This is a genomic window from Cypionkella sp., assembly GCF_028290025.1.
Taxonomy (GTDB): Bacteria; Pseudomonadota; Alphaproteobacteria; order Rhodobacterales; family Rhodobacteraceae; genus Cypionkella.
The window spans coordinates 1-24,981 of sequence record NZ_JAQGKQ010000115.1; the positions used below are offsets into that span (position 1 = coordinate 1).

Annotated in this window: 16 protein-coding genes; 8 read left to right on the forward strand and 8 right to left on the reverse strand. The window is 54.6% G+C overall.

All coding sequences use genetic code 11. The annotated features are described in order from the left end of the window. Nucleotides 1–876: 876 nt before the first annotated feature. The 3 genes from JWS10_RS21310 to JWS10_RS20730 all read left to right on the forward strand — a co-directional run bounded on the left by JWS10_RS21310 (nt 877) and on the right by JWS10_RS20730 (nt 3,227). Nucleotides 877–1,107: an integrase core domain-containing protein gene (locus tag JWS10_RS21310; protein WP_366943566.1), complete on the forward strand. Its 231-nt coding sequence runs from the start codon at nt 877–879 to the stop codon at nt 1,105–1,107. Between the two features lie 379 nt (nt 1,108–1,486). Beyond that, nucleotides 1,487–2,086, forward strand: a complete 600-nt coding sequence (locus tag JWS10_RS20725) for an acyltransferase (RefSeq protein ID WP_299509799.1) — start codon at nt 1,487–1,489, stop codon at nt 2,084–2,086. 433 nt (nt 2,087–2,519) lie between these two features. Beyond that, nucleotides 2,520–3,227, forward strand: a complete 708-nt coding sequence (locus JWS10_RS20730; protein ID WP_299509800.1) for a VPLPA-CTERM sorting domain-containing protein — start codon at nt 2,520–2,522, stop codon at nt 3,225–3,227. A gap of 101 nt (nt 3,228–3,328) precedes the next feature. On the opposite strand, the gene JWS10_RS20735 is transcribed toward JWS10_RS20730, so the two are convergent. From JWS10_RS20735 to JWS10_RS20745, 3 genes are all read right to left on the reverse strand, one after another. After that, nucleotides 3,329–5,989: an aminotransferase class III-fold pyridoxal phosphate-dependent enzyme gene (locus JWS10_RS20735; RefSeq protein ID WP_299509801.1), complete on the reverse strand. Its 2,661-nt coding sequence runs from the start codon at nt 5,987–5,989 to the stop codon at nt 3,329–3,331. A 639-nt stretch (nt 5,990–6,628) separates the two neighbouring features. Beyond that, nucleotides 6,629–7,492, reverse strand: a complete 864-nt coding sequence (locus JWS10_RS20740; protein WP_299509803.1) for a glycosyltransferase family 2 protein — start codon at nt 7,490–7,492, stop codon at nt 6,629–6,631. A 25-nt stretch (nt 7,493–7,517) separates the two neighbouring features. Next, nucleotides 7,518–8,465: a glycosyltransferase family 2 protein gene (locus JWS10_RS20745; protein ID WP_299509805.1), complete on the reverse strand. Its 948-nt coding sequence runs from the start codon at nt 8,463–8,465 to the stop codon at nt 7,518–7,520. Between the two features lie 207 nt (nt 8,466–8,672). Here JWS10_RS20745 and JWS10_RS20750 point away from each other — a divergent pair, with 207 nt between their 5' ends. From JWS10_RS20750 to JWS10_RS20760, 3 genes are all read left to right on the forward strand, one after another. Beyond that, nucleotides 8,673–9,509, forward strand: coding sequence for a glycosyltransferase (locus JWS10_RS20750; protein ID WP_299509807.1), 837 nt, complete (start codon nt 8,673–8,675; stop codon nt 9,507–9,509). 102 nt (nt 9,510–9,611) lie between these two features. After that, nucleotides 9,612–11,450 carry a type I secretion system permease/ATPase gene (locus JWS10_RS20755; protein WP_299509809.1) on the forward strand — a complete coding sequence of 613 codons (1,839 nt, stop codon included), beginning with the start codon at nt 9,612–9,614 and terminating at the stop codon, nt 11,448–11,450. A gap of 465 nt (nt 11,451–11,915) precedes the next feature. Then, on the forward strand, nt 11,916–14,675 hold the full coding sequence (locus JWS10_RS20760) for a right-handed parallel beta-helix repeat-containing protein (protein ID WP_299509810.1): 2,760 nt from the start codon (nt 11,916–11,918) through the stop codon (nt 14,673–14,675). A gap of 49 nt (nt 14,676–14,724) precedes the next feature. Here JWS10_RS20760 and JWS10_RS20765 read toward each other — a convergent pair whose 3' ends face one another. The 4 genes from JWS10_RS20765 to JWS10_RS20780 all read right to left on the reverse strand — a co-directional run bounded on the left by JWS10_RS20765 (nt 14,725) and on the right by JWS10_RS20780 (nt 20,958). Then, a complete protein-coding gene (locus JWS10_RS20765; RefSeq protein WP_299509812.1) occupies nt 14,725–15,987 on the reverse strand; it encodes an O-antigen ligase family protein in 1,263 nt (420 codons plus the stop codon). Between the two features lie 253 nt (nt 15,988–16,240). Continuing rightward, a complete protein-coding gene (locus JWS10_RS20770; RefSeq protein WP_299509813.1) occupies nt 16,241–18,286 on the reverse strand; it encodes a right-handed parallel beta-helix repeat-containing protein in 2,046 nt (681 codons plus the stop codon). A gap of 193 nt (nt 18,287–18,479) precedes the next feature. Beyond that, entirely contained in the window at nt 18,480–19,505 is a 1,026-nt protein-coding gene (locus JWS10_RS20775) for an acyltransferase (protein ID WP_299509815.1), read from the reverse strand. Nucleotides 19,506–19,560: 55 nt separating this feature from the next. Then, nucleotides 19,561–20,958 (reverse strand): oligosaccharide flippase family protein, encoded by a 1,398-nt coding sequence (locus tag JWS10_RS20780; RefSeq protein ID WP_299509817.1) that lies wholly within the window; start codon nt 20,956–20,958, stop codon nt 19,561–19,563. A 268-nt stretch (nt 20,959–21,226) separates the two neighbouring features. Between JWS10_RS20780 and JWS10_RS20785 the strand changes: the two genes are divergently transcribed. Further along, nucleotides 21,227–22,570, forward strand: coding sequence for an HlyD family type I secretion periplasmic adaptor subunit (locus JWS10_RS20785; RefSeq protein ID WP_299509819.1), 1,344 nt, complete (start codon nt 21,227–21,229; stop codon nt 22,568–22,570). A 247-nt stretch (nt 22,571–22,817) separates the two neighbouring features. Further along, nucleotides 22,818–24,173, forward strand: a complete 1,356-nt coding sequence (locus JWS10_RS20790; RefSeq protein ID WP_299509821.1) for an efflux transporter outer membrane subunit — start codon at nt 22,818–22,820, stop codon at nt 24,171–24,173. A gap of 69 nt (nt 24,174–24,242) precedes the next feature. Here JWS10_RS20790 and JWS10_RS20795 read toward each other — a convergent pair. Further along, nucleotides 24,243–24,981: CpsD/CapB family tyrosine-protein kinase (locus tag JWS10_RS20795; RefSeq protein WP_299509824.1), on the reverse strand; the 739-nt coding region annotated here is incomplete at its 5' end.

Below are 24,981 nucleotides of genomic sequence, written 5' to 3' on the forward strand. Positions count from 1 at the left end.
ACGTCACAGACCCGCGCCCCTGGCACCAGGCTCTCAGCCACAATCCGGGCCTTGACCTCATCCGGCCACCGACGCCGCCCCGTCGGACCGTCCAAAACCTCGATGCGCGAAACTCCCCTACGACTGGGAACCTCCATCCGGGCTCAATTTGGTGCTCCACAGCAAACCTCCCGCAAACTCAGTTGCAGGACGGCATGCCCGAAATCCGGCTAAGCCGAAACCACGGGGTCGGCGCAGCGCTTACGGTCGGGTTGCTGCCGACCGAGATGAAGCGGTTGAAGAAGCTCGAAGACGAGAACAGTCGGCTCAAGAGGTCGTGGCGGATCTGACGCTCGACCGGGGGATGTTGCAGAACTTGATCCGGCGAAAGATCTGAAGCCTGATCGCATGCGCGAACTGGTTCGCGGGATGTGCAGCGATTGGGCCCTGACGCGCATGTAAACATGCGCTGCCGGGCAACGGGTGTCGATCCGGACGTGTAGGGCCGTTGGTTTCGACCGCTCGACGTTTCACCACCAATCCCGCCGCACTGATCAGGCTGCTATTGCCAAACGGATCAAGGAGATCTGCGAAACGCGCGTGCGCTATGGATACAGGCGCGTGCATGTTCTTTTCGACCGAGAGGGCTGGGGCATCAACGTCAAGAAGTTTATCGCATCTACAAGGAGTTGGCTATGCAGCTTAGACACAAGACGCCGAAACGGTGCGTGAAGGCGAAGCTCCGCGAGGATCGCGCAGAAGCGGTTGGCCCAATGATGTCTGGGCGGTGGATTTCGTCCACGACCAGTTGGCGACGGGCAAGAAACTGCGGGTGCTCACTGTGGTCAACACATCCACGCTACGTGCCGGTTCTGGACGCGAAGCTCAGCTACCGAGGTGAGGACGTCGTGGCGACGCTGGACCGGGTTTGTAGGCAAACAAGGCTATCCCAAGACGATCCGTGTCGACCAAGGCAGCGAGTTTGTATCGCACGACATGGACCTGTGGGCCCGCCAGCGCGGGGTGGCCCTCGACTTCTCGCGGCCGGGCAAGCCCACCGATAATGCCTTCATCGAAGCGTTCAATAGCCGCTTCCGAGCAGAGTGCCTGAACAGCACTGGTTCCTGAAACTTGCGGATGCGGCGGAAAAGTTGGAGGCTTGGCCCCTCTCGGCCGACTGCGATGCAATCGCCTGCCGGCAACGGTAAAATACTACAGCGAGGAACAGCTACGCAGCGCGATCGGCAACAATGTCCCGATCCAGCTGACAAAAATAGGGGGCGTCACCAGCCCGTCACCCTGAGTGAAGTCGAAAACTCCGCCTTCGGGCGGTCCAACGTTGGGGGACGGAGCAAATGATCACCGGGCTCCGGTCGTGGCTGGATGAAGAACAGTGGCAGGTCAGCGTCTCAGGCCATCAACTAAGATTGAGCGGAGTTCTGCGACGACTATTGCTCATCGTGCGCAGATCAGCCAAATACTAACGCTCTGGCTGAAAGGCGCCAAGATGACTGATGAAAAGGTTTACAAACCGAACAAAAGCCGCATGCAGCGATTGGTCCGGTTGATCGCCTCCTCGCTTGATCCGCGCGCCTTGGTTCATGCGTTCAAGGTGCTGAATTATTACAATCACACCCATGTCATGGAAGTGCGCAAGCTGACACGCGGCCAAAATGTGCGCATCAGTCCGACAGCAAGCTTCGCCAATGGTCAGAATATCATCCTTGGTGATCGGGTGCGGGTTGGGGCGAACTCCAGTCTTTGGGCAGGGCCGGGCAGGGGTAAGATTGTGCTGAGTGAGGACGCCTTGCTGGCACCCGGTGTGATGATCACCGCCGCGAATTACCGGTTTAATGACAGTAGTCCGGTAAATGATCAGGCTATGGATGAGGCCGATGTGTTTGTTGGCCGAGATGTTTGGCTTGGCTATGGAGCAGTGGTCTTGCCTGGCGTGACCATAGGCGATTACGCCATCGTCGCCGCCGGCAGTATTGTGCGACGTGACATACCCAAAAATGCAATTGTCGCGGGCAATCCGGCCAAAGTCGTCGGTTATAGGTTTGGTGCAGTCTCCGAGGCCAGTGATTCTGAAGCTGACCAGCAGTAACATATTGATTATAAGCCCTAATGTCTGACGCAGTAAATTTTGTACCAGCGTACGACAATTTGATATTATACGGCGCCCCAAAAATTTATGCAAACAGCTCACCTAGAGCTTCAACGGCTCCGCGATGGTTTCTTTTATGAGGACGCTGCTCTCTAGCATGAGCGCCCGCAGCCAGATCGCCGCTCGGAGGGAAAGATTATCACTAACTGCAACTTTTATTCCTCGCTTGGAAACATCTGACCTGCGGAATTTGTTAAGAAAATTTGACTGGAAAAGCGCGTCGCATAAGATTAAAATTAATTGAAAGATTCTCCTCGAAATCTGAGGGGCAATGGGGGCGTAGATCAATATGCAGGGAACTTTTGTGGAAATGGAAAGTTATCTAAATTGAGCGTATATTCGCTCATCTTCGATTAACATTAGGAGTGCAACGATGAGACTTACTGAAGTAAGGCTTAGCGCCTTAGGCTTGGCAGCTTCAGCGGCATTGCTGCTGACATCTGCTCAAGCATTTGCCGCAACTGTCGTCTTTGATGATTTCAACGATAATCAGTTGGCGGTGGATGAACCGTATCCCGGTTCTACTAACACAAGTACCATTGCGTTCGGAGCTGGCACCCGGACGTTGACTGCGGAAAATGTTTCCAACAACGGCAATGACATCGGTGCCACCACTCTGGCAGCAGTGGGGGGGTCGCTGTCGTTTTCGAATGATGATTTGTCTACAGGAACTGGTACGGTGACCTATACCAATGTTGGGGACATTTCGAGCGGTGCAAACCCATTCTTCTTCTTTGAAGTGGGTTTCTTCGATAACGTCGCTAACTTCATTGCGACTGCTGTGGACGCCTTAGGCAATACCAGCACGTACCAAGAGGTGCTGCAGGCTGGTTTTGACCCGCAACTGTTCTTTTCCGAGTTCAGTGGAACGGCAGATTTTAACAATCTGTCCACGTTGTCGTTCATGGTCGACACCAGCAACGTTCCAGGCTTTGGAGCGGTCCCAAGTGTAGATGGCTCGCTGAGATCCATCAGCATCGGCGACGACGGCGTCAGCCCTGTGCCGTTGCCAGCAGGCGGGCTTTTGCTGCTCGCAGGTCTTGGTGGCTTGGCAGCGTTGCGTCGTAAGGCGCGCGCCTGATCAATTCGACGGCGTTAAGTCGACTTGGAAATCGATAGAAGCGGGCGCCAATCGGCGCCCGCTTTTCTTTTGTAAGCAGTCAAAGTGATGCCCGCTGCATCTCAGGCAGGTTTTTGCTTTGCAGCTTGGATCTTCATCGCTGTCTCAGATTGTCGATCTGCCACGCAGGCGGCAAATCGGGCGATTTCGGTGTCGCTTAGATCACGCCCATCCCACTGGGCCGGGGGTGGCTCGAAGCCATGGATCTCGGCAAGTGCTGCGATATGGTCGGCGTCAGTCAGAGGCAACTGCGACCCTATGCTGTAGTCGTTCGTTTCACCGGCAAGCGACAGGAGCAAGGTCTCGCCCAGACAGCCCCAGCAGAGGTTGCCGGGTAAGGTCTGGAATGGTCCTAGGTTGATCTCGAAAGGCGGCTTAATCAGGCCTCCGTCAAACACCAGCACTTCGCCAAGACCCTTTGTCGCATTTGCCACATTGCGCGGTCGTGCGACGTCGCAGACCAGAGTGCCGGGCTTCAGTCTGTCAGGATTGATAAGTGCTACCTCGGAACTTGTTGCTACAAGCACAATATCGGCGTCTTCCAAAGCATCGTCGAGTGCGACATTCCAGTCCAACGGACACTTCTGGCCGTACCCGCGCCATACCATGCGAACACGTTCGCCTAGACCTTTGCAATTTTCGTCGTTCGAATTGAACCGGCGGACTGCCGTAGAAACGCGCTGACGCAGTGCACCCGGAAGAATTGAGACTTCTCCCGGAACGGAGGTGAGCATTTCGCAAACTTCGTCAGCCACTCGCGACAGCAGGCGGGGTGAAAACGGGTTGGCTGCATTGCCCACCAACGTCAGCCGTCCGGCCCGTCGCGCCAGCATCAGGGATGCCAAGCGGCCAATGGCACCCGAGGCACCGACCACCACTACATGTGCATCCCGAATGTCGATGCCGCTCATGCGGGCCATCGTCTCGATCCCTTTTATCGCAGACACTGTTGTCAGCGTATTACCGCTGGTGATCGGCATGCCACGACCGGTGACCATGTCGCCGCCACGGGTGACGATCGACGTGAAAGCGCCAAGGCCAACGCGACTTGCACCGTCGCGGCTTGCCATGTCGACAGCATCTTGGATCATTTGTGCCGCAACTTTCCGGCCATTACCCCGCATGTCTGTGGGCAGCATAGGGACAGACATGATCCAACCCTCGGCGGTAGCACCCGTCTTTGATGCGACCGCGGGAATGCGCCGCGCAAATCCTGGACCGAACTGCTTTACCCATTCGCACCAGTTCGCAAGTTCATCAGCGTTGAACTGACGAAGCGACGGATCGGAACGAAAGATGTCCTCCTCCTCGGTGTAATGGATCAGAAAAGCAAAGTGGCCGGGCACGGCTGCTGTGCTTCGCGCCCCAATAGCTTCTACGGCCTCCTGAGGCGGGCGCGCGCGCTCAGCAAGTGGTTTTGCCACGAGATGCCTGACTAGACGGTAGTAATCTTTGGAGGCAAGCACGTCGCAGAGCTGTCCGAGTGCCGCGATGGCACGATCAATCTCGGCGCGGCCGGCAATAAGGGGCGGCTGCAGCCGGATCACATGGGTGTCATTGAACAGCGGCGCAGTAAGAACCTGGTGGATGTTGAGCAGATACGAACTGATCAGGGGCGTGATCCCACCGTTGATGCTGGCGAAAGCCATAAGCGCGGAATTCGGTTGCTTATCCAGTCGGTGAAACTCCAAGCCGAGCATATAACCCCGGCCACGAACTTCACGAATGACTGATGGATAGGCCGCCTGAAGCGCTTCAAGTCGCGCGCGCAGATAGAGGCCGTTCTCGGCAACGCTCCGGACCATCGATTGATTATCACGTGTCAGCAATTCAAGCGTCGCCAGCGCGGCGCGGCAGGCCAGACCATTGCCGGCAAAGGTTGAACTGTGCAGGCGACCGAAGCGGTCATCCCATGCCGACGGCCGCACAATGCAGGCGCCGATTGGCATCATCCCGCCGCCAAGGGCCTTGGACAGCAGCAGCATGTCCGGGACTTCGGCACCACCCGAGCAGGCGAACAATGCGCCGGTTCGTCCGAGTCCGGTCTGGATTTCATCCAAAATCGACAAAATGCCAAACTCGCGGCAAAGTGCAATGACGCCATCTATGTAGCCTTCGGAAGGGCACACGACGCCGCCCTCGCCTTGTATGGGCTCGACAATAAAAGCCGCAATTTTCCCGTTCCCGGCGACAAACGCGGCACGCAGTGCTTCAAGGTCACCGTAGGGTATCGACCAAAAGCCTTCAACCGGCGCTCCAAATCCATCTTGATAGATAGCCTTGCCCGTTGCAGAGAGCGCGCCGAGTGTCTTGCCATGAAAACCGTTGACGGTTGACAAGATTTCGCTGCGTCCGGTGCGCATCCGCGCGAGCTTGATCGCGGCTTCAACCGTCTCAGCCCCGCTGTTGGTGAGAGTCGTGATCAACAAATCACCCGGCGTGATCTCGGCAAGCCGTGCAGCAAGGCGCTCAGCGTCTAGTGAGCGCAGCGGCTGGAGCATTATGGGAACACCATCACGCTGCGCTATATTGATTTCATTCCAAATCTCGGGCGGATTGTGCCCGAATGGAAGCGCGCCGTATTGGGATAGAAAGTCGAGATATTCCTGCCCTTCTGCATCCCACAGAGAAAACCCCGAGCCCCGAGTCATCTCTACATCAAGCGCGAACATTTCCAGCAATTCTCTGCGTGCTGGATTAAGGGAATGAGTCGAATTGGTCATGTGTTACTTGTCCTTTGATCCAAGCTAAGCCGATACCGGCCGTGTCCTTTCTGCCTTTCAAATGTGATCACATAATTTTATAGCGACATCAGGAAATGCGGAGCCATTTCGCTTCTGACGCGTTGATATTACCTATTCGGTTGAAACTCACCTAAAGCAACAAGTGAAAAAGCCGCCCATTTCCTGCTGGCAGCTTCCTGCCGTCAAAGGAGTTGATATTAGCAAAATTTGGCGGGAATGCGCCAGAATGTGGCCTGAATGGGTTCATGCCGTGCTTTAAGCTGTGGTGTCAAAGATGCCTAGTGAGACTCGGTCGCAATTAGCGATGGTGGAAATGTTGAGAATTACTCGCAACAGTTTTAAGGTTGGGTGGGCTGGGTTGATTAAAAAAACGCGGGGGCTGACATTCGGTGCAGGCTGGGGCTGCATGCATCTTTCTGCGGTTGCAACTGGGCAGGGCTGTGCGCAGCAGGCTAGAAGATGAAGATTAGGCAAGGATTCGCTTACACGACCCACAGTCGAGATGGTGCTAATGAGCATTTTAGGCATTTAAATCATACAGCCTCCCTCGCCCGGCAAAATGATGGCAAGCGCATGGCCCAAGTTATCAAGGTAAAGTGCTACCTGTGGCGCTTTGCTTTAATTCGGCAATCCTAACGTTTGACGCAGCATCCAGCCGCAGCGGCGCAGGCGCAGGCGGATCAATGTGGCAAGCCCGGCCAGACGTTCATTGACCCCGCCAAGCCGGGGGCTGAACAGCAACTTTGGGGCGTGGACAAAGATACTTGCGGGCATCGCCAGCGCTTTTAACCCCCAGCGCAGCCGGCGCTTGAAGGTGCTGCCATTCACCCCGAATTCCTCTTGCGTCAATCGCAGCCATTTGCGCCGGAGCGCTGCCCAATCCGAACGGGATGGATGGGCGACGCGCAAATCTTCCGCACAGGTCAGCTTATAGTCCAAGTCGCGGGCGCGGTGACACCAATCCAAGTCTTCCGACAGACCAGGTACAAACGGCCCGACAGCTTGAAATACATCGCGCCGGGTCAGCAGATTTGCAGTAACGGAAAAGCCCTTTTTCTCAATATAGTGCCTGTAATTAAAGCCAAAGACCGCTTCAAAAGCCTGCGCGCCGTTGCGCGGCGGCGGCGTTTCGTCGAAAACTTTGATGGCGCCGCCAACCAGATCGGATTGCACGCATACCCGCCGTGCTATGGCCAGCCAATCGACGTCAGGCAGACAATCGCTGTCCAGAAAGAACAGTCGAGGCGCAGAGGTTTCGGCGACGCCGCGGTTGCGCGCCATCGCCGCACCCTTGCGCGGCTCGATCACAAAACGCGCTTGCGGGTGGGCGGCAATAAGGTCGGCCAAGGGCATGGTTGAACCGTTGTCGACCACCACCACTTCAACTCCGCTACGATCCTGCACCATCAGCCGATCAAGGCATCGCCCCAGCCGGGCCACATCATTATAATGTGGAATGATGACAGCGGCCTCAGGGGTCATGGCAAACCTTTCAAGTAATTTTGGTTCAATAGCCGCGCAACCAGTCTTTGCGCTGCTTCCAGACCTCGGACCACAGCGCCAGCCGTCCGGCACCGCGCGTGCCAGTCAACAGATGTAACGCCCGTGCTGCAGCCAACCGCAGCGCCGCCCAAAGCCACATTAGCCCGATACCCAGTGGAACTTGCCAGTTCGGCCAGTGATCGAGGATCAAGGTCACGCGGGCTTTGGCTAAAAGCAATTGCTTGCCCTGTCGCGACGCGTTGGCAGCGCCAACGATATGCATGATTTCAGCATCAGGGGTGATCATCGGCTGATAGCCAAGCCGGGCAGCACGCAAACACAGATCGGCCTCTTCGCCATACATAAAATACCGCAGATCAAAACCACCAAGCTCCGCCCAAAGGCTTCGGCGGATCAGTAGGAAGCAGCCTACCACGATATCAACCTCGCGCACGCTGTCACGGGCCCAACCGCACAGGGCTTCGGGATTGAACAGGCGAGAGGTGGGAAAAGCTGCAGTCAGGCCAGTTGCGGCGCAAAACGTGCTCCACGGGGTGATTTTGTTCCAGCAGGACGCGATGTTCAGCCGCCCATCAGGGAATACCGTGCGCCCGCCATAAATGCCCGCCTTTGGTTGCGCGCGCCCAAAGCGCATCAGATTGTCAATTGCACCGTCATGCACTTCGGTATCGGGGTTCAGTAGCAGCAGCCATTCGGTTGTGACTTGAGCCGCCACTACGTTATTTGCACGCGCGAAGCCAAGATTTTCGGCTGAGTGGATCAACGACACCTGCGGAAACTCGGCTGCAATCGCATCGGCCGAACCATCGCTAGAGGCATTGTCAAAGACAATGGTCTGAAAGCGGGTGATCTTGGTATTGGCGTAAAGTGTGCGCAGCGCCGCCAGCGTCAGTGCACGGGTGTTGTAGCTGATGATGATGACAGTGAGGTCTGCGGAAAGCGCGGAGGGCATAGGTACCTGCAATTGGGTGGGCGAAGAGATATAACCACAAACTTTGTTGGGACCAGCCAAAACTAAACTGCGGCAAGCGCAGCGCACCCGACAAACGCCGTTTTCTATTATAGCGGTGTCAAGGTCTGCGGGCTCTTGGTTTCTGATTCCATTGGCTTATTGTAGTGTTTGCCCTTACTTGCCCCAATTGATTGGCTTTGACAAATCATGACTGCCGTGACCATTCCCCATGTTTTGATGACACGCTTCAATCTAGCCACCCCCGGGCGGGAGGCGAGCATCCGCAACAAACCTGATTGGCTGACATCGCGATTTGATCTGTTTGAGCAATTCTGCCTGCCTTCGGTGGGGGCGCAGACCAGCCGCGCCTTTACCTGGATCGTCTATTTCGACAAGGACACCCCCGAAACGTTCAAGACGCGGGTGCGTGAGTTACAAAAACAGGTGGCCTTTGAGGCCTATTACACTGGCCTGTTCCCGGCCTCGGGCTGGCCGCAATCTCTGCGCGAAGTGTTGGGAGTGCTGCCGCCAGTGGTGCTGACCAGCCGCCTAGATAATGATGACGCGCTGGCCAACGACTATATGGAGCGCACTTTGCAGGCCGCCCAAGGCCGCAAGCCTGATCCGCGCATTGGCATTGTGATCACCAACGGCTTTATCCGCTCGACCAGTCGTGCATATACTATCAGTCATTCCTGCAACGCATTTACCAGTTGGCTCGAGCGTACGGAAAATCCAAACACCCTGATGACGGCAATGGGCATTGCCCATATGGATGCTGAGGCTTCTGGCCCGTTGGTGCAAGTACCGGGGGAGGGTGGCTGGCTGCAGGTGGTACATGGTGGAAACGTATCTAATAAAGTGCGCGGGCAGCGTATTGCGCCTGATCGGCTTGCCACTCGCTTTCATCCAGGGGCATTAGCACGCTTGGAGGCCGCCTCCCCCGGCCAGATAGCCTTGGAAAACAGTATTTTGACGCCGCTGCGCGACGGGCGAGATCGGCTGATGGGACTGGCACGCCGGGTGCGGGGAACTGTGCGCTAGCCCTGCTGAACAATTACCCCTAAGTTGCCGCTAAGCGGAGAGTGGGCGTAATAAAGACATAGTTGCGCCGCCAAATCGGACATAACAAAAGGGCCAGACAGCATGCACGACAGCGGCAAAGGCAGGATCATGGTGCCCAATGCCTATCTGGCGGCATGGCGTCAACTGCGCGGCAGCCTGATCTTGGCGGCTGCCTTCAGTGCGGTGATCAATGTGCTGATGTTGACCGGCTCGATTTATATGTTGCAAGTTTACGACCGGGTGCTGTCCAGCGGATCACTGGCGACCCTGCAGGGCTTGTTCACCGTTGTGGTGGTGCTCTACGTCTTTCTAGGGCTTTACGAGTTCCTGCGCGCCCGTAGCCTGTCCCGCGCCGCGGTGCGACTTGATCTTGCCGTTGGGCCAGAGGCGTTCCGAATTTGGTTGGGCGGGGCGGTGGCACGCAATCAGGCCGATGAAACCACGCGCCCGCAAGAACCGCTCCGCGATCTCGATATATTGCGCAGCTTTTTGTCTGGACCTGCGATCACCAGTCTGTTCGATGCGCCTTGGATTCCGCTTTATTTCGGCATCCTGTTCATGATCCATCCTTGGTTGGGAATGCTGACCCTTGCCGGAGCAGTGATCGTGGCACTTGCGGCTTGGCTCGGTCGGTTGATGACGCGGCAGGGGCTGGGGCAATCGATGGCAATGGATGCCAGCGAACGGCAGTTTGCCGATGCCGCCCGCCGCAGTGCTGAGGTAGTGTTGGCGCTGGGGATGCTGGGCCGGATCGGCGGCCTGTGGCGGCGCATGCATATCACCGCGCTGGCGGCAGGGCAGGGGGCGGGAGATACCTCTGAGGTGGTATCAGCCTTCTCGAAATCCTTCCGCATGTTGTTACAATCTGCAACTTTGTCGGTGGCAGCCATTCTGGTAATTGATCAAAAGATCACTGGTGGCATGATCGTGGCCAGTTCGATCATTGCCGGGCGCGCTTTGGCACCGATTGATCAGATCATCGGTCAATGGCGCTCGCTTGGTCGTGCCTTGGTGGCGCACAGGCGTTTGATTGATTATTTTGACCGTCGTTCGCCACCCCCTGCCCGCATCAGTCTGCCCGAACCGACCGGGCAGATCACGGTTTCGCGTCTGACCAAGCTGGTGCCGGGCGGTATATCCAAAACGGACCAGCCGCGCATTCTGACACAAGTCAGCTTTGAGCTGTCTCCTGGCGATGGGCTGGGGGTGATCGGGAACAGCGCCTCGGGTAAATCCACTTTGGCGCGGCTCTTGGTCGGAGCTTGGGCCCCGGATGGCGGCGAAATTCGGCTGGATGGCGCGACACCGGATCAATGGGATCCTGAAGTTCTGGGCCGCTCAATCGGCTATCTGCCGCAGCAGGTGGAGATGTTGCCGGGCAGTATCCGCGACAATATCGCCCGTTTCGATAGCTCCGCCTCGGATGATGCGGTAATTGCCGCCGCGCGTCTGGCGGGGGTGCATGACATGATCCTGCGTTTGCCTGCGGGCTATGCGACCCGTCTGGGCGGTCAAGAGCAGCCGTTGTCGGGTGGGCAGATTCAGCGTGTGGGGTTGGCGCGCGCCTTGTTTGGCAAGCCGAAACTGATCGTACTGGATGAGCCGAACTCGAACCTTGATGTCAGCGGCGATAATGCGCTGGCCGAGGCTATTGCCGTAATGCGGGCCAGCGGGGCAACGGTGATTGTGATGGCACACCGTCCCAGTGCAATTGCGGCGGTGAATAAGGTGCTGATCCTGCATGGTGGTATAGTGGCGGCCTTTGGAGATAAAACCGAAGTGCTGAGTGCTGCCATTCAAAGCGCAGATTCAACTGTGACCGGCGGGCGCACGGTGCAGATGACCTCGGGTCCGGGCAGCACCTTGTCGGAGTCGGCAATTTCCCCGCCCGTCTCGGCAAAGCCCGCCGCAGCTGGATAAGTTGCTTCTTCTGCCCTAGCCTTGCCGAGGCGTCACCAGATCACAGCAACCGGTGTCACTTTACCGTTTTTATAAATATTACTCTGATGCGCTTATGCGTTGATCACGCCTGTAAAATTATTCAACTCTAAGTTGATAATTATTGTAGCGATCGCCTTTTAGTTGTGTTACGCACTCATCAAGCAGTTACTTTTTGAGCGTCGTGCCAAGAAGGCTTCTACCGCTCAAAGTTTGCGACCACTTTTCAGGTTGCTGGCTGGGAAATATTTGCCGCAACGACCGGGGCTTCCTTTTAGGCAAGCACTCCTGCCGCACACACTTTGAAGCCGAGATCATCACCAACATGGTGAAGCGGTTTTTCAGTGATATCTAAAAAACATGGCTTTACCACAATTTAGCCCCTCTGAAGCCTAGAACAGGCTTCATCTTTGTCACGCAAAATGTCCTCATTGCAAAGGGTAAGTTATGGCTGGAACGATCTATAATGTTTCTACTGCAACACAGCTTATGTCTGTGCTCGCACATGTAAAAGGTGGAGAAACCATCCAACTGGCCACTGGTGACTATGGGTCTCTTACACTGAACCAATATTCGAAGTTTAACGTAAACTTTCCCTCCAACGTTACCATCACTTCTGTCGATCCGGGACACCCAGCAGTGTTCTCGGGGCTGGGATTAACAAATGTCTCGAACTTGCAATTTGAGGGTATTAAGTTTGACTATACTTTTGCTGCAGGTGATCAACAGTACTCGCGCGACTTCGTTATCCACAACAGCAGCAATATTGTTATTCGCAACTCGACTTTCGATGGCGATATCGCATCCGGTATGACGGCCAACGACAATGGCTATGGCATGGCAATCGGACTGGACGTTCGCGGGTCAAACGGGGTGACTATTGAAAACACTGAGTTCTCGAATTTTTACCGTGCGGTTGTGGTTAGTGAAAGCAGCGGTATTACCCTGCGTGGCAATGATGTACATGACATCCGCTCGGATGGCATGAACTTTGCTGCCGTTAGTAAGGTGCTGATCGAAGACAACTATATCCATGATTTCAAAGCATCCTATGCTGCGGGCGATCACCGCGATATGATACAGTTTTGGACCAATGGAACCAAAGTTCCGAGTACTGATATCATCATTCGCAGCAACACGCTTGATATGGGAAATGGCAGCTACACCCAGTCAATCTTTATGCGTAATGAGGTAGTGGATCAGGGGCTTGCCGGGACGGGGATGTATTATAAGAACGTCCTGATTGAAGATAACGTCATCTACAACGGCCATTTGCATGGTATCACAGTGGGTGAGACCAATGGATTGGTGATCCGCGATAACTCGGTTCTGCGCGTCGTTGATGCGAATAATCCAGATCAAAACGCTTCACCTGTCTGGGTGCCCCAGATCAATGTTGCCTCTAAATCACAAACTGTCACCATCGAAGGTAATATCACTGGCGGTGTTGCCGGTAATACAGGCCAGGCAGGATGGATTCTGAAAGCTAACGCTTTCGTGCAAGATATCAATTCGCATGAGCCAGGTTATTACGGCAATGTTTTCGTCGGCTCATCGCTTGATTTGAAAAATGGGGCGCATGACTTCAGCGTCATGCCGGGCGGGATGATCGATAAACTCGGTGCAGGTGCGGCCGATACCGTCTATGCAGCAAGCTCGGCCAAGGTAGATGCGGAGTTTCATATCGTAGCACCGGCAGAGAATAGCGCGGCCCGCATTTTTGACGCCAGTTTCAGCACCGGACCCTTGGGAAAACTGCCGGTAGGCACGGTCTATCAGTGGGATTTCGGTGACGGCACCCTGGCTACGGGTAAGGTGATTGAGCACGACTACGTCGCAGGCGGAAAATATGAGGTGACCTTACGTGTTACCTTGCCTGATGGTACAAAGAGTCTGGAAACCGGTGTGGTTGCCATTGCTGGACCAAAGGTTTTGTCTCTGGGGTCGGACAAAGCATTTCACGCCTATGCCTATGGTGAAGAAACCAAGTTAGATTTAGCCAGCACGGTCCTGCACACGGTTGCCAAGGGCTCAGCGCTGGATCTTGGCAAGACGGGAACCTTGGTAACAATTAAGGGTGCACATCTGGAAACCATGCGCGGATCGGACAATTTTGACATTGATGTTTCCTTTAAGGCCGATGTCGTTGGCAGCACAGGGGAGATATTCCGCAGCGTCAATGGTTTTGTCGGCACCGTTAATGCTAAAGGTGAGTTGCAGTTTGTCCTGACCACCACCACGACGCCCGCAGCACTTTTAGTGACAAAAGGTGCCGGGCTAAATGATGGCCGCGCGCATGACGTGTCGATTCATTTTGAGGAAGGACACCTGCAAATAATTGTTGATGGACATTTGGCCGCCTCGTCTAATGTAAGCGGCACTTTGCCCCTCCAACTGCGCGATCTGACCTTCGGAAATCCTTGGGGTCAGAAGAATTTTGATGGCAGCGTCTCGGCCTTCGATATTACCACCGACAAGTCACATTACCCAATTGACGGCCATATTGTTTTGGCTGAGCCGGAAGTCGCTGTTGCCGATCCTGTCATCGTGACCCCGGTTGTTGTTCCGCCAGTGGTTGTCCCACCGGACACTGGCACAGCGCATGGCTGGGATACATACTCTACAGATCTTTCCGATCTAGTAGCCGGGGCCAAGGTTAAGCTGTTTGACAATGCCAGCCTGACCAATACCGCTGGCAAAATCACCTTAGACCTAGACGGAAAACGTGACTATGTTGCCTTGGGTCGGTTGCAGCAGTTCGAAAACTCAGAAAAAATTGCCTTCGATGTGGACTTCAAGCGTGACGCTCCCGGCCCGGAAAATCAACGCTTAATCTGGAATCATATGAAGATTGGGCTTTCTGTCCAAGGTGATGGTCTTATGTTGCAGGTTGCTACTGAAGACGAGGGGTTTAAAGCCTTTAAAATTGCAGATCTGGGCCTGAAAGATAACGATCTGCACCATGCGATGGTGATGTTGGATACCAAAAGCGATAGGCTCCAAGTTCTGCTTGACGATAAAGTCGTGCTTGACGTCCATAACACCGATTTCTCTATCATCGGTGCAGGAGGCCGTGAATGGGGCTGGACTGCGGGGACCGCCTGGGACCAGTTCTTCGATGGCGAGATCAGCAACATTCATTTCGGCGATCGTTTCGAGTTTCTCGACGACTATGTGCCCGCGCCCCATCATCTGATTTTGAACTGACCATCGGTCCCGACAGGAAGTTTGCCGCCCTGAAATCCACAGCGTGGTTTCAGGGGGTCGATCTGCTCTGCGGTGGAAACCGAGTGTAATTAGGCTGATCATTGCTGGTGGCCCCAGCGATAGCGGTCTCGGGAAAAGCCGGCCGCGCTTGCGCTGAAGCGGCAGTAGCAAAGCGGGTGGTCGAGATCGGTGCCCGCAAAGAGGTGGCAGCCGCGATAACTTCTACGCTAGGTGCCGCGCTAAGCAGCCATGCACCGGCACCAAGCAAAAAAAACACCAAGGCGTAGATCTCTGCCCAGATGTGTACGGTAAACAAGGTAAAGGCGAGACATGCGAAAGTAAAAACCCATGCCCGTCGCAAGTTCAGCAAAATCTGATCTTCGCCCAACTGTCTTCGGCCGATTTTCCAAAGCGCAATTGCGTAGCCAGCCGCAATCAAAACAAAGCCGGGAATGCCGTAACGCATCGCCATCAGCAGCCAGAAATTGTCAACGCTGCCAGTGTGCATCCATACGGGGCGCACCCAATCATTCAGGCCGATGCCAAAGATTGGATGTGCCCAGACGTTGTTCATACCAAACTCATTGATAGCTGCGCGCCAATAGGCGGTGCCAGGCGAAAAGGTGGCATAGGTCATGAATACTCGGTACGGTGTGCGGCTAGACAGCACATCAATCAAGAAATAAATCAACACGAACATTCCCAGCAGCAAAAGCCAGCGGCGGTTGAAGTCGCGAAACAACATTGCCCAAGCGATCATGAAGAATTGCAGCAGCATTGGCAGCAGGGCGCCACTAGACAACGACAGCAGTACGCAAGTTGCGACAGCAAAAGTCAAAAGCCAGCGTTGTGCGGTGGACCAAACGTCTTTCAAGCCGACAAAGCAGAAAGACAGCCCCATCATGCTAAACAGCCCGTAGTGGATCGGAGTGATGTAGCCCATCTGAACCCGGTTCAGCCCCAAGCGCAGTTCGCTGTAAGTTTTAGGCGCCCCTTGAATTAGCGGCATTTTCTGCAATATTTCGATGATCGGCGGCCGCCCCGTGACGGCCTCGAACATCGCCAGCGGCAAAGTGCAGCAGATCACCAACACTAAAAACCGCAGCAAGGCGATCATCTCTTTGCAGCTACGGATATAGGCGCGGCCCAATAGATAACCGCCCAAAAACTCAATTCCAGTAGAGCCAATATTTTGAATAACTTGCTCGGGGTTATTGACGGCCAGCGCCATTGCTGCCCAGACGATATGTAGGAAGAACAAGATATCTGTTGGCAGCACCCGACCATATTTGCCAGAAAAAAGCTTTGCCATCATAGGTATGATAATTGCAATGAGGATTAGTCGCACCCCGGTCATCACTATGGGCCCCAGCGAGAAGGCAAAGGGGATGACAACGGCGATTATGAACAGCTTTACCGGCAAGGCCAGCTTGCTTTGTGTCAGCGTTTGTGCGCGCGCCATGGGTCTGGCTGCGTAGCTAGTTACAGCCATGCAAGGCTCCGTTTTTCATCCTACTGGCTGTGGCAATCCGCTGCCGCATTTCAACCTTGTTATCCGGCATATCTTATGGCGCGAAGCTTGTCACATTGCTGCGCAGATCAAATGTCGCGATCTCACCGTCAAGGCTTTTTTGACCAAACGGGTTACCAAAACTCAGGCCCCACCTTTGGACATGGCCAAGTTTGCCTTTGGCGCGGACTTTGGCACGCTCTGTGCCATCGACTAGCAGTGTGATCTGGCCGCTATTGGCGCTATAAATCACTGCAAGATCATGCCAAGCGCCATCGTGCAAATGCAGCGGACCGGTGCGTATCACCACGGGCTTGACTGCGCCCTCCGGCATTAGTTGGAACTCCACTCCGCCGATCGGGGTCATCTGCAAGACCATGAAATTGTGAACCCGTAAAATCTCACCGGTCGGATCAGAAGTCTTTGCCGTGCGCAGGCGCAGGCGCAGGTCGAGATCTTGGGCGCTAAACACCCCAGCTATCGCAGCGCGGTCAATGGCAAGCGCGGGGTGGCCTTGCCCCAAAATCAGGCTGGCTCCGGAAGACAGCGGAATATCCGGCAGCGCCAGATCTTTATCACCTTGCCGGGTCAGAAATTGTCCGCGCGTTGTGTCAAGTCGCAGCACCTCGGGAGATGCAATATCAACGCGGGCCGCGGCTTCGGCGCTTTCACCCGAAGCCAGCCGCACCTGCAGGCGAATTTGATGCGGACCGGGCTTTGAAAAATCATGGCCGACCTGCCGACCTATAGCGCTGATCCCATCGAAATCCCAAAGATACTCTGCTTGAGCATCCTTGGGGATCACGCTCAAGCTGGCATCAAAATTGTAGCGGTTAAGGTAATGTTCATCGCGCACCAACTGCATCAATGCCACGGGCTTGGTGGCTTCGCCGACGGGCCCGCCAATATGATCAAGCCGAAGGCCATCGGCACCCAGATGGTTTTGGGCCGCAAGCCCATCGGGCAAATAGACGAAAGCCGCCAGCGTGCCAGGGTCGCCACTACGCGCAGCAGCGAAAATGGTATCGTACCAGCCGGGCAGGTTGGGATTGCGATCCTGAATCAAAAGGTTGCCTGAAACCCGCCAATCGGGGCGAGCCGTAGGGCCATCAATGGCGCTGGTGATGTTGTCGGAAATATCGACATTTTCCGCAGTAGGCTCGATGCGGATACGTGGCGTCCACAAGTCATCATTGATGCCAGCCCCATCTGATCGTCGGTTACGGATGAGAGTATTGTTGCGAATAACCACGCCATCGGCGGCGCCAAGAGAAATGCCATGCAGATGTGCGTTGATGATGATGTTCTGTTCAATCTTGACGTTGCGGTAGAACATTTCGCGCCCAGCTTTGTTCTGATCAACCACTTCATTGCGCATAAAAATTGATTGGGTATAGGCACCATTCCCCGAGTTCAACACGTTGTCGCGGATGGTGATATCGGTGCTGGGCTTCTTCGTGCCCGCCGTCCAGAATTGAATCATATCAGCATGATCTTTTGACGCCAGCGAGCGGTTGAAATCATGAATGTGATTTTTTTCGATGAGCACAGACTGCAGGGCCGCAAGGTTCATGCCATCCATGCGCATGCTATGAAAATTATTGCCTCGGATGATAATACTCTGGCTATTATCAATTCCCAACCCGCGATACCAGCTCACAAACTCATTGCCTTCCAGAGTGATGTTGCTGCTGTATCGGACAACAAGCGCTGTCGCGGTTGGAAAGCCGATATCTTCTGGCGCGCCTGCGGTCGCAAGATCGCCATCAAACACGCATGCTTGGATAGTGATGCCAGAGGCACCCAGAATTTGTATGGGCCAATTCACACCGATTTTGTTCAGCTCGGCATCGCCGGGACCAAAGCGATAGTCAAAGCGCAGCCCCTCGAAAATGATATCGTGGCCAGCTTTGACCATCAGCCCAGAAAATATAGCCGGATGCGTTGGGTCGGCCGATCGCAGGGTAATAGGCGTGCTGCCAATCGGACGCAGCTTTGTAGGCTTGATCTCAGGCGCAGCATAGTCGCCGGGGGCGAGTTCAAACACAGCCCCAGGAGTGGCGTTGGCCAGTGCGGTTTGTAGTTCCGCGGCAGAGTTCACTTTTTGAGCACTTCCGGCAAAAGCGGAGTAGCCAAAGCAAATCGCGGCAACGGCAAAAGTTGTTCGGACTATATTGCGCACCACTGTCATCCATATCTATCTGCGTGACACGCAGGTTGAGAAAAATTTATGCTATTATACCATAATAAAGTCAAAAGCCAAGGACGAGGCCGCAACTGGCAGAACTTGCCTGCTATTTGCGCAGCGCTAATGCAGGAGACTCGATAAAATTCCAAGACAAAATTGATGCTCCCAAGGTGATCGGAAAAGCCATGATTATATGCGGTAAAGGGTCAGTTGGCCCAAATATCCAAATCACCAAGCCTTGCAATGGCATTGCGTAAATATACATGCCATATGAGTAATCTCCAAAGCGATTATAATTGCGAATTTTTCCATTGGGCACATAGGCTAGCCAGAGGCTGGCATAGGTCAGAAAGCTGATCAGCAAGGGATATGCAATAAGGCTGTGTTTTCCAACTAAAGCAGCTAGCGCTAATCCCAGCACGATCCAACCTGAAAGTAGGATGTTATGCCGCCAGACCCAAGCTACCATTCCCATTACAAAGGGTAAAGACAGACCTTGCAGTTGGATAAGTCTTGGATGGATAGGTAGATTAAAGAAAGTCGTGGCGATCCAGCTAGCTCCATAAACTCCCAAAAACCCGAGTACTGGCCAATTTCGCCGCAGCATTCCAACCATACCCACCAAGACAACTAGGCCATAACAAGCGACTTCATGGATCAGCGTCCAGATAGGGCCTTCTACAGTTGGATAGGGATTAGTGATAAACACTCCCGGCAATGTATATTGTGGTGAGATTAATGTGATTCCCCGTGGAAAGAAGGTCCATGTCTGAGGCTGCATAAGATAGTCTGACAACGGCAACAGAGTCACTAGTGGCGCCAGAACGAAGGCAACCAGCAGTAATGACACTGCGAGTCCGGGAAACAATCGCAACCCTCTTGCCAGTAAGAAGCGAGGCAGCCGGGCAGTGCGGGTATAGCTGGCGGTGATCAGAAAGCCGGAAATGGCAAAAAAAATATAAACAGCCAAGGTGCCTAATGAATGACCCGTAAATGCCTGCAGCGGTTCCATTACACCCGCTCCTTTAGTCAGCGGCCAAGCATGCGATACCAGCACTAGCGTAGCGGCAATCATGCGGATCAGGTTAAAATTGTTATCGCGTCCCTGCGCCCCCGTGCCGAGCCAAACCATTCTGTATCCTCTATTGTCCCAGAGCGCTCAAAGCACAGAGCCTTAGTGAAAGTACTTAATCTCGATTGCCGTGGTGGTTAACGGTCCGATCCCGAACATAGAACCGGAGATCGCTCGTCGTTGCTACGGCTGCTCCCCCCAACATTAGTAGCAGAATCGGCCACCAGTTGGGCAGCTTGCCTTCCCCCCCCAAACCCGTGACTACCAGCAGCGCCAACATCAATGATAAGGGAGCTAGGATCGGGCGTAGCGAAAGCCGTAACTGCGTTTGCATCAACACCAAAGAGACGACCAGCCCCATCAGCTCACCAATGGTGCCAATCCAGATAACAGTCGAAACGCTGCCATTCTTGACGGCAACGTACCACGCAATGGGCAAGACCGCGACGCGCAAAATATTGGCAAACATACCATTCGAGGTGCGGGCCCGTGCTAGTGATACGGTCGCGCCTCCGCCCTTCACGACCCGCAAAGCTTGCATTATGACTAGCAGAAAAAGCAGCGGGATAATGTTTTGATATTTCGCACCTAGCACAAGATGCACAAACGGTGCGCCGCAAAGCACCACGCTAGTCACCAAAATACACCCAAATAAAATGTGGGCTTGCATCGTAACAGCCGCCAGCTGTTTAAAATGCTGCGTATCCAAGGCTGAGGAAAGTTGAGGCAGAAAAAAAGTTGTTGCGGTTTTTTGCAAAATAAGGGCGGGAGTTAGAGTCAGGGTAATTGACATTGAGAATAAAGCGAGACTTTGCATGCCTAACTCGCGACCAATTATCAATTTCTCACCATTAAATATGATAAATAGTAGAATCCCGTCAAATAATAACGGAATCCCAAAAATTAGGCTCTGCTTCACAATTAGTTTATCAAACGCGATTCGGTACGGTCTCTCTGCTACCCAATGAGAAACGACTGCAACAGCAACAGTTTGCACGATTATGGACCATAGCATCACACGGTAATCTTTTAAAAAAATATATAGGGGCCAAATTACTATAATTGCCGCCAGAGGAGATAAGGCAGCAACTATAGTGCCGGAACGATACCTCATACGTCGACTTAGGCGATACATATCGAGATGTACTAAACCGTTGGCAATAAGTGCTATTCCTAGTAATTTGTGGGCCCATGCCACTTGGGGTACGCCCATAAAGTCTGCAAATGGCTCTGCCAATGCAAATAAAATTATTGCATTGACTAAGCCGCGCAGGAGCTGAATTCCTTGTAAAATTTCTTGAAATTTTGGATCGTCTCCACGCTTATCTTGCACCAATTGCTGTTGAAGTCCGAATGTCGAGGCCATTTCTATAATCGCCACGGCCACGGAAAATGTCGCGGCGATCCCGTAATCTTCAACACTGATCAGTCTTGCAACGAGCAAATTTCGCATCAAAAGCAATGCGGCATTTGCAGCATTTCCGGATAATATTAGTGCTGCAGATCTTAACATGATATCCTAATATTCATTTAAGTTTGACTTGCTCTGTCATATCGAACTATGTTCCTCGATAAGTTCTGTGCCTTGGCGCCAGCCCCGAAGCCGTTCTTGCTGTTTGTCCTTTATCACAAAATGGCGCAAGTAAAACAACCAACGCTGTTGCAGCCCCTCGCTGGAGGGTTACTTGCCAAGGCAGGGGTTGCCTTTTACCATTAGATATTGAGCGTCAGGCAAACTGTCTGGCGTTCGAGGCAAACATACAGACAGGCAGGCTCCGGGTATGACTGATTACTCCACTGCGGCCCCACCGAAACGGCCGTTGGAGCTGCAAACCGGGCTCGGCAGAACCGCGTTGATTGGCAGCTTCGGCAGCTTGGCTTTGCTGGCCATTTTGGTGATCTGGGCGCAATTTACCATGATTGGCGGTGCGGTGATCGCGCCAGGTCAGGTTATGGTGCGCGGCCTGCCGAAAATAGTGCAAAGCCTTGATGGCGGGGTGGTGGCAAAGATTGCTGTGGCCAATGGAGATCAGGTCGCCGGAGGCGATGTGCTGGTACAACTGGACCCGACACTGTTGCAGGTCAATCTGGACATCGCCCGCGGTCGCTTGGCCGAGGCTGTCACCCAAAAGGCTCGGCTTGAAGCCGAAGAGCGCGGTCTGGACGCGGTGGATTTCAGCGCAATCACCACTTCGGGCGCGATGCAATATCTGAAAGGTCTGTCGCTGACGCATCAGCAAGAAGGTCAGACCGAGCTGTTTATTGCCCGCCGCGAAGTGCTACGCGGCGGTGCCGAACAATATCGCGAACGTATCCGGCAGTTTCACAACCAAGCCACTGGCATTGAGGGGCAGATCACCTCCAAGCAAGATCAGCTGACTTATGTAGAGCGTGAGCTGGCCACGGTGGTGACTTTGAACAAGGAGGGTCTGGCCCGGGAAAGTCAGGTGCTGGAGATTCAGCGCAGCCAATCTGAATTGCTGGGGCAGCTGGTCTCGTATCAATCTGAACTGGCGCGGGTGGCCAATTCGATCCGCGATACCGAGATGGAGATTTTGCAGGCCAACCGCGAATTCAAGGAAAAGGTTGTTACCGATCTGCGCGACACCACCACCAAAGCCGAAGAGTTGATTTTGCAGATCGTCACCACGCAAAAGCAGCTGGACCGTGTTGATATCCGCTCGCCGGTCAAAGGCGTGGTGCATGAAATGCAGGTCTCGACTGTGGGCGGCGTTATTGCCCCCGGCGCTACGTTATTGCAAATTGTGCCGCTGTCGGAGGGTTTGGAGTTTGATCTGAAACTTGACCCTAAATCCATTGATCAGATCTTTCTTGGCCAGCGCGCCAAGGTGCAATTCCCGGCCTTTAGCAGTCGCACCACCCCCGAGATCCACGGCACCGTCTCGGCCATTTCGCCAACCAGCGTCACCGATCCGGCCAATGGGCAATCGTTCTATCGGCTGAAATTGCAGATACCCCCGGAAGAACTGGCGCGGCTGGGATCGTTGGAACTAGTGCCTGGCATGCCGATGGAGGCGTTTTTGCAGACCAGCGAGCGCAGCGCACTGGACTATTTGCTCAAGCCTTTGACCGATCAGTTGAATCGGGCTTTCCGCGACGATTAAACGGCCGGAGCGGTGGTGTTCTCTTATTCACTGCCCGAACTGGGTTAAACGCCCGATACAGTGGTGCATTCCCAGCACAAGCCACCCACAAGGCGGGGTTTGGACCGGCTTATGCTTGCCCCCTGCGTCCAACCGGCGCATTCTCTAAGGCAAAACTGACAAAAAAAGCCGCAAATGCGCAGTAGATTGAGGCAGAGTTTATATGCACTTCCGGCAATGGCGCAGAGCGCTCGTGAACCTCTGTGTTATGGCACTTGTTCTGGGTGTCGCCATGGGCTGTTCCAGTGGTGAGCCCTATAACCGACCGGTATTTCCGTTTCTAAAAAGCTATGCATCGGCTCGCCATGTTGGCGCACCAATGCTGCTCGGCAATGCCAATTGGTGGGGCCGCTTTAGCGACAAAAGCCTCGACCGGCTGGTCAGTGTCGGACTGGCGGAAAACCTTACACTTGCCGCCGCGCGTGAGCGCATCAATGAAGCCAGCGCCGATTTCGCCTCGATTCCGGGTGCTGCTTCGCTGACCCCGACAGCGGCTATGCAGTCTGGCGGTGCCATGGCTGGCCCAGCGTCGACCAGCAGCCAAGCCCGCGTCACGTTCTCTTGGTTGCTGGATCCTTACGGCGGACGGCGTGAACAGCTAAAATCCGCCGGCGCGCAAGTTGAGGTGGCCGATGCCGAGGTCAAGGCCGCACAGTTGCTGGTGTTGATGAGATTGAGCAACGCCTATGTGGATCTGCGCTATCAGCAACGTATTCTGGTCGTGCGTGGTCAGGATCTGACAGCCCGGCGCAGCACTCTGGCAATGACGCAGCGCTTGCTTGATGCCAATTACTCGACCCGGCTGGAGGTGGCGCGCTCGCAAGCCGTGGTGGCCGAGATTGAGGCTCAGATACCCGCAGTCAAAGCCGCCATCATCGCCAAGACCAATGAAATTTCCGTTCTGCTGGGTTACGCGCCAGGCGCGCTGCCTTCCGATCTCGCCGCAAGCCTAAGCAATGGCGCAGGCCAGCCGCGCCCCAGGCTTTCGGCTGATATTGGCATCCCCGCCGATCTGTTGCGCAACCGACCCGATATTTGGATTGCCGAGCGGCGTTACTATGCCGCCATTGCCGATATCGGAACCGCCCGTGCAGCACTTTACCCTAGGCTGTCATTGGCGGGGGCAATCACGCTGGCCTCGAGCAGCGGTAGATCAAACACCGACTATTACTTTGGCCCTACACTGGAATTGCCGCCATTGTTGAGCAAAAGCGGTCATGCGGTTGTTGATGCCAGTCAATCACGCGCGCGCCAGGCTTATACGGAATGGAAATCGACCGTCTTGCAGGCGATCCTCGAAGTGGACAGCGCTTTGGCTGAATATTCCGCCGCGACCCGATCAGTAGCCGCAGCCGAAAAAACCGTGCGGCTTTACCGCGAGCTGGTCGATTTGACAAAAGAGCTGATCGCAAAAGACGGAGCCACACTGAGCGATCTGATTGACGCCGAAGCTTCAATTGCCGATGCAAATATCGCCCTAGCCAACGCTCTGCGCACGCAGGCCAGCAGTTTTGTGACGCTAAACATCAGCTTGGGATCGGGCAACAGCTATCAGGCCCCGTAACGCAGCAAACGTAACGCAGCAAAGAAGCGAAGCCGCGCAATGGGCACCACTTCCTCAGTTGCGCATGACTTAATAGCCGTAGCCATAATCCGCTTCCATATAGCGGCATTTATTCAGGACAACTCCCATCACATTGCTCTGCGCCGCAATGTCGCGTTCGCAATGATCAATCTCTTTCAGACTGGTGATCTCGGCTGCTGCCACCAGAAGTGCACAATCCACCCGCGGCAAAAATGCGATGGCGTCATCGCTAACCATCAGCGGTGGCATGTCGAAAATCACCACATCCGGTGCATAGCGGCTTATCATCGCCTCTAAAATACCTGCTACAGCAGGGCCGCTCAGCAGTTCGGCTGAGGCGCGAACTGGTGCCAGATTGACGGCAATCGCCAGATTGTCGCCGTAGCGCCGGGTTGCCGTCTCGAATGGGGCACTGCCTTTCAACACCTCGGCAAAACTAGCCTCCGGGCGCAGTCCCAAAGTGCGGGCCAATGTTGGGCGGCGTAGGTCAAGTTCAAGCAAGATGACCCGCAGCTCTGCTTGCCGTGCCAAGCTAAAAGCCAGGTTCAGCGCCACCGTGCTTTTGCCACACCCCGGCCGCGGCGAGGTGATGGCAAGCTTGCGCCAGCCATTGCTGCGCATCTGTTGCAGCGTCCGCGTGCGCATACTGTCGATAGCCGCAGAGTCAGCGCTTGCGGCGAGACTTACTATATTGTTTTCGCGTAAACGCAGCGGATCAGCCGTGAAGCTGGTTAATGCTGCCCATTCCGTTGTCACATCCTGCGTTGCGGTTGAGGATGTGGCAGCC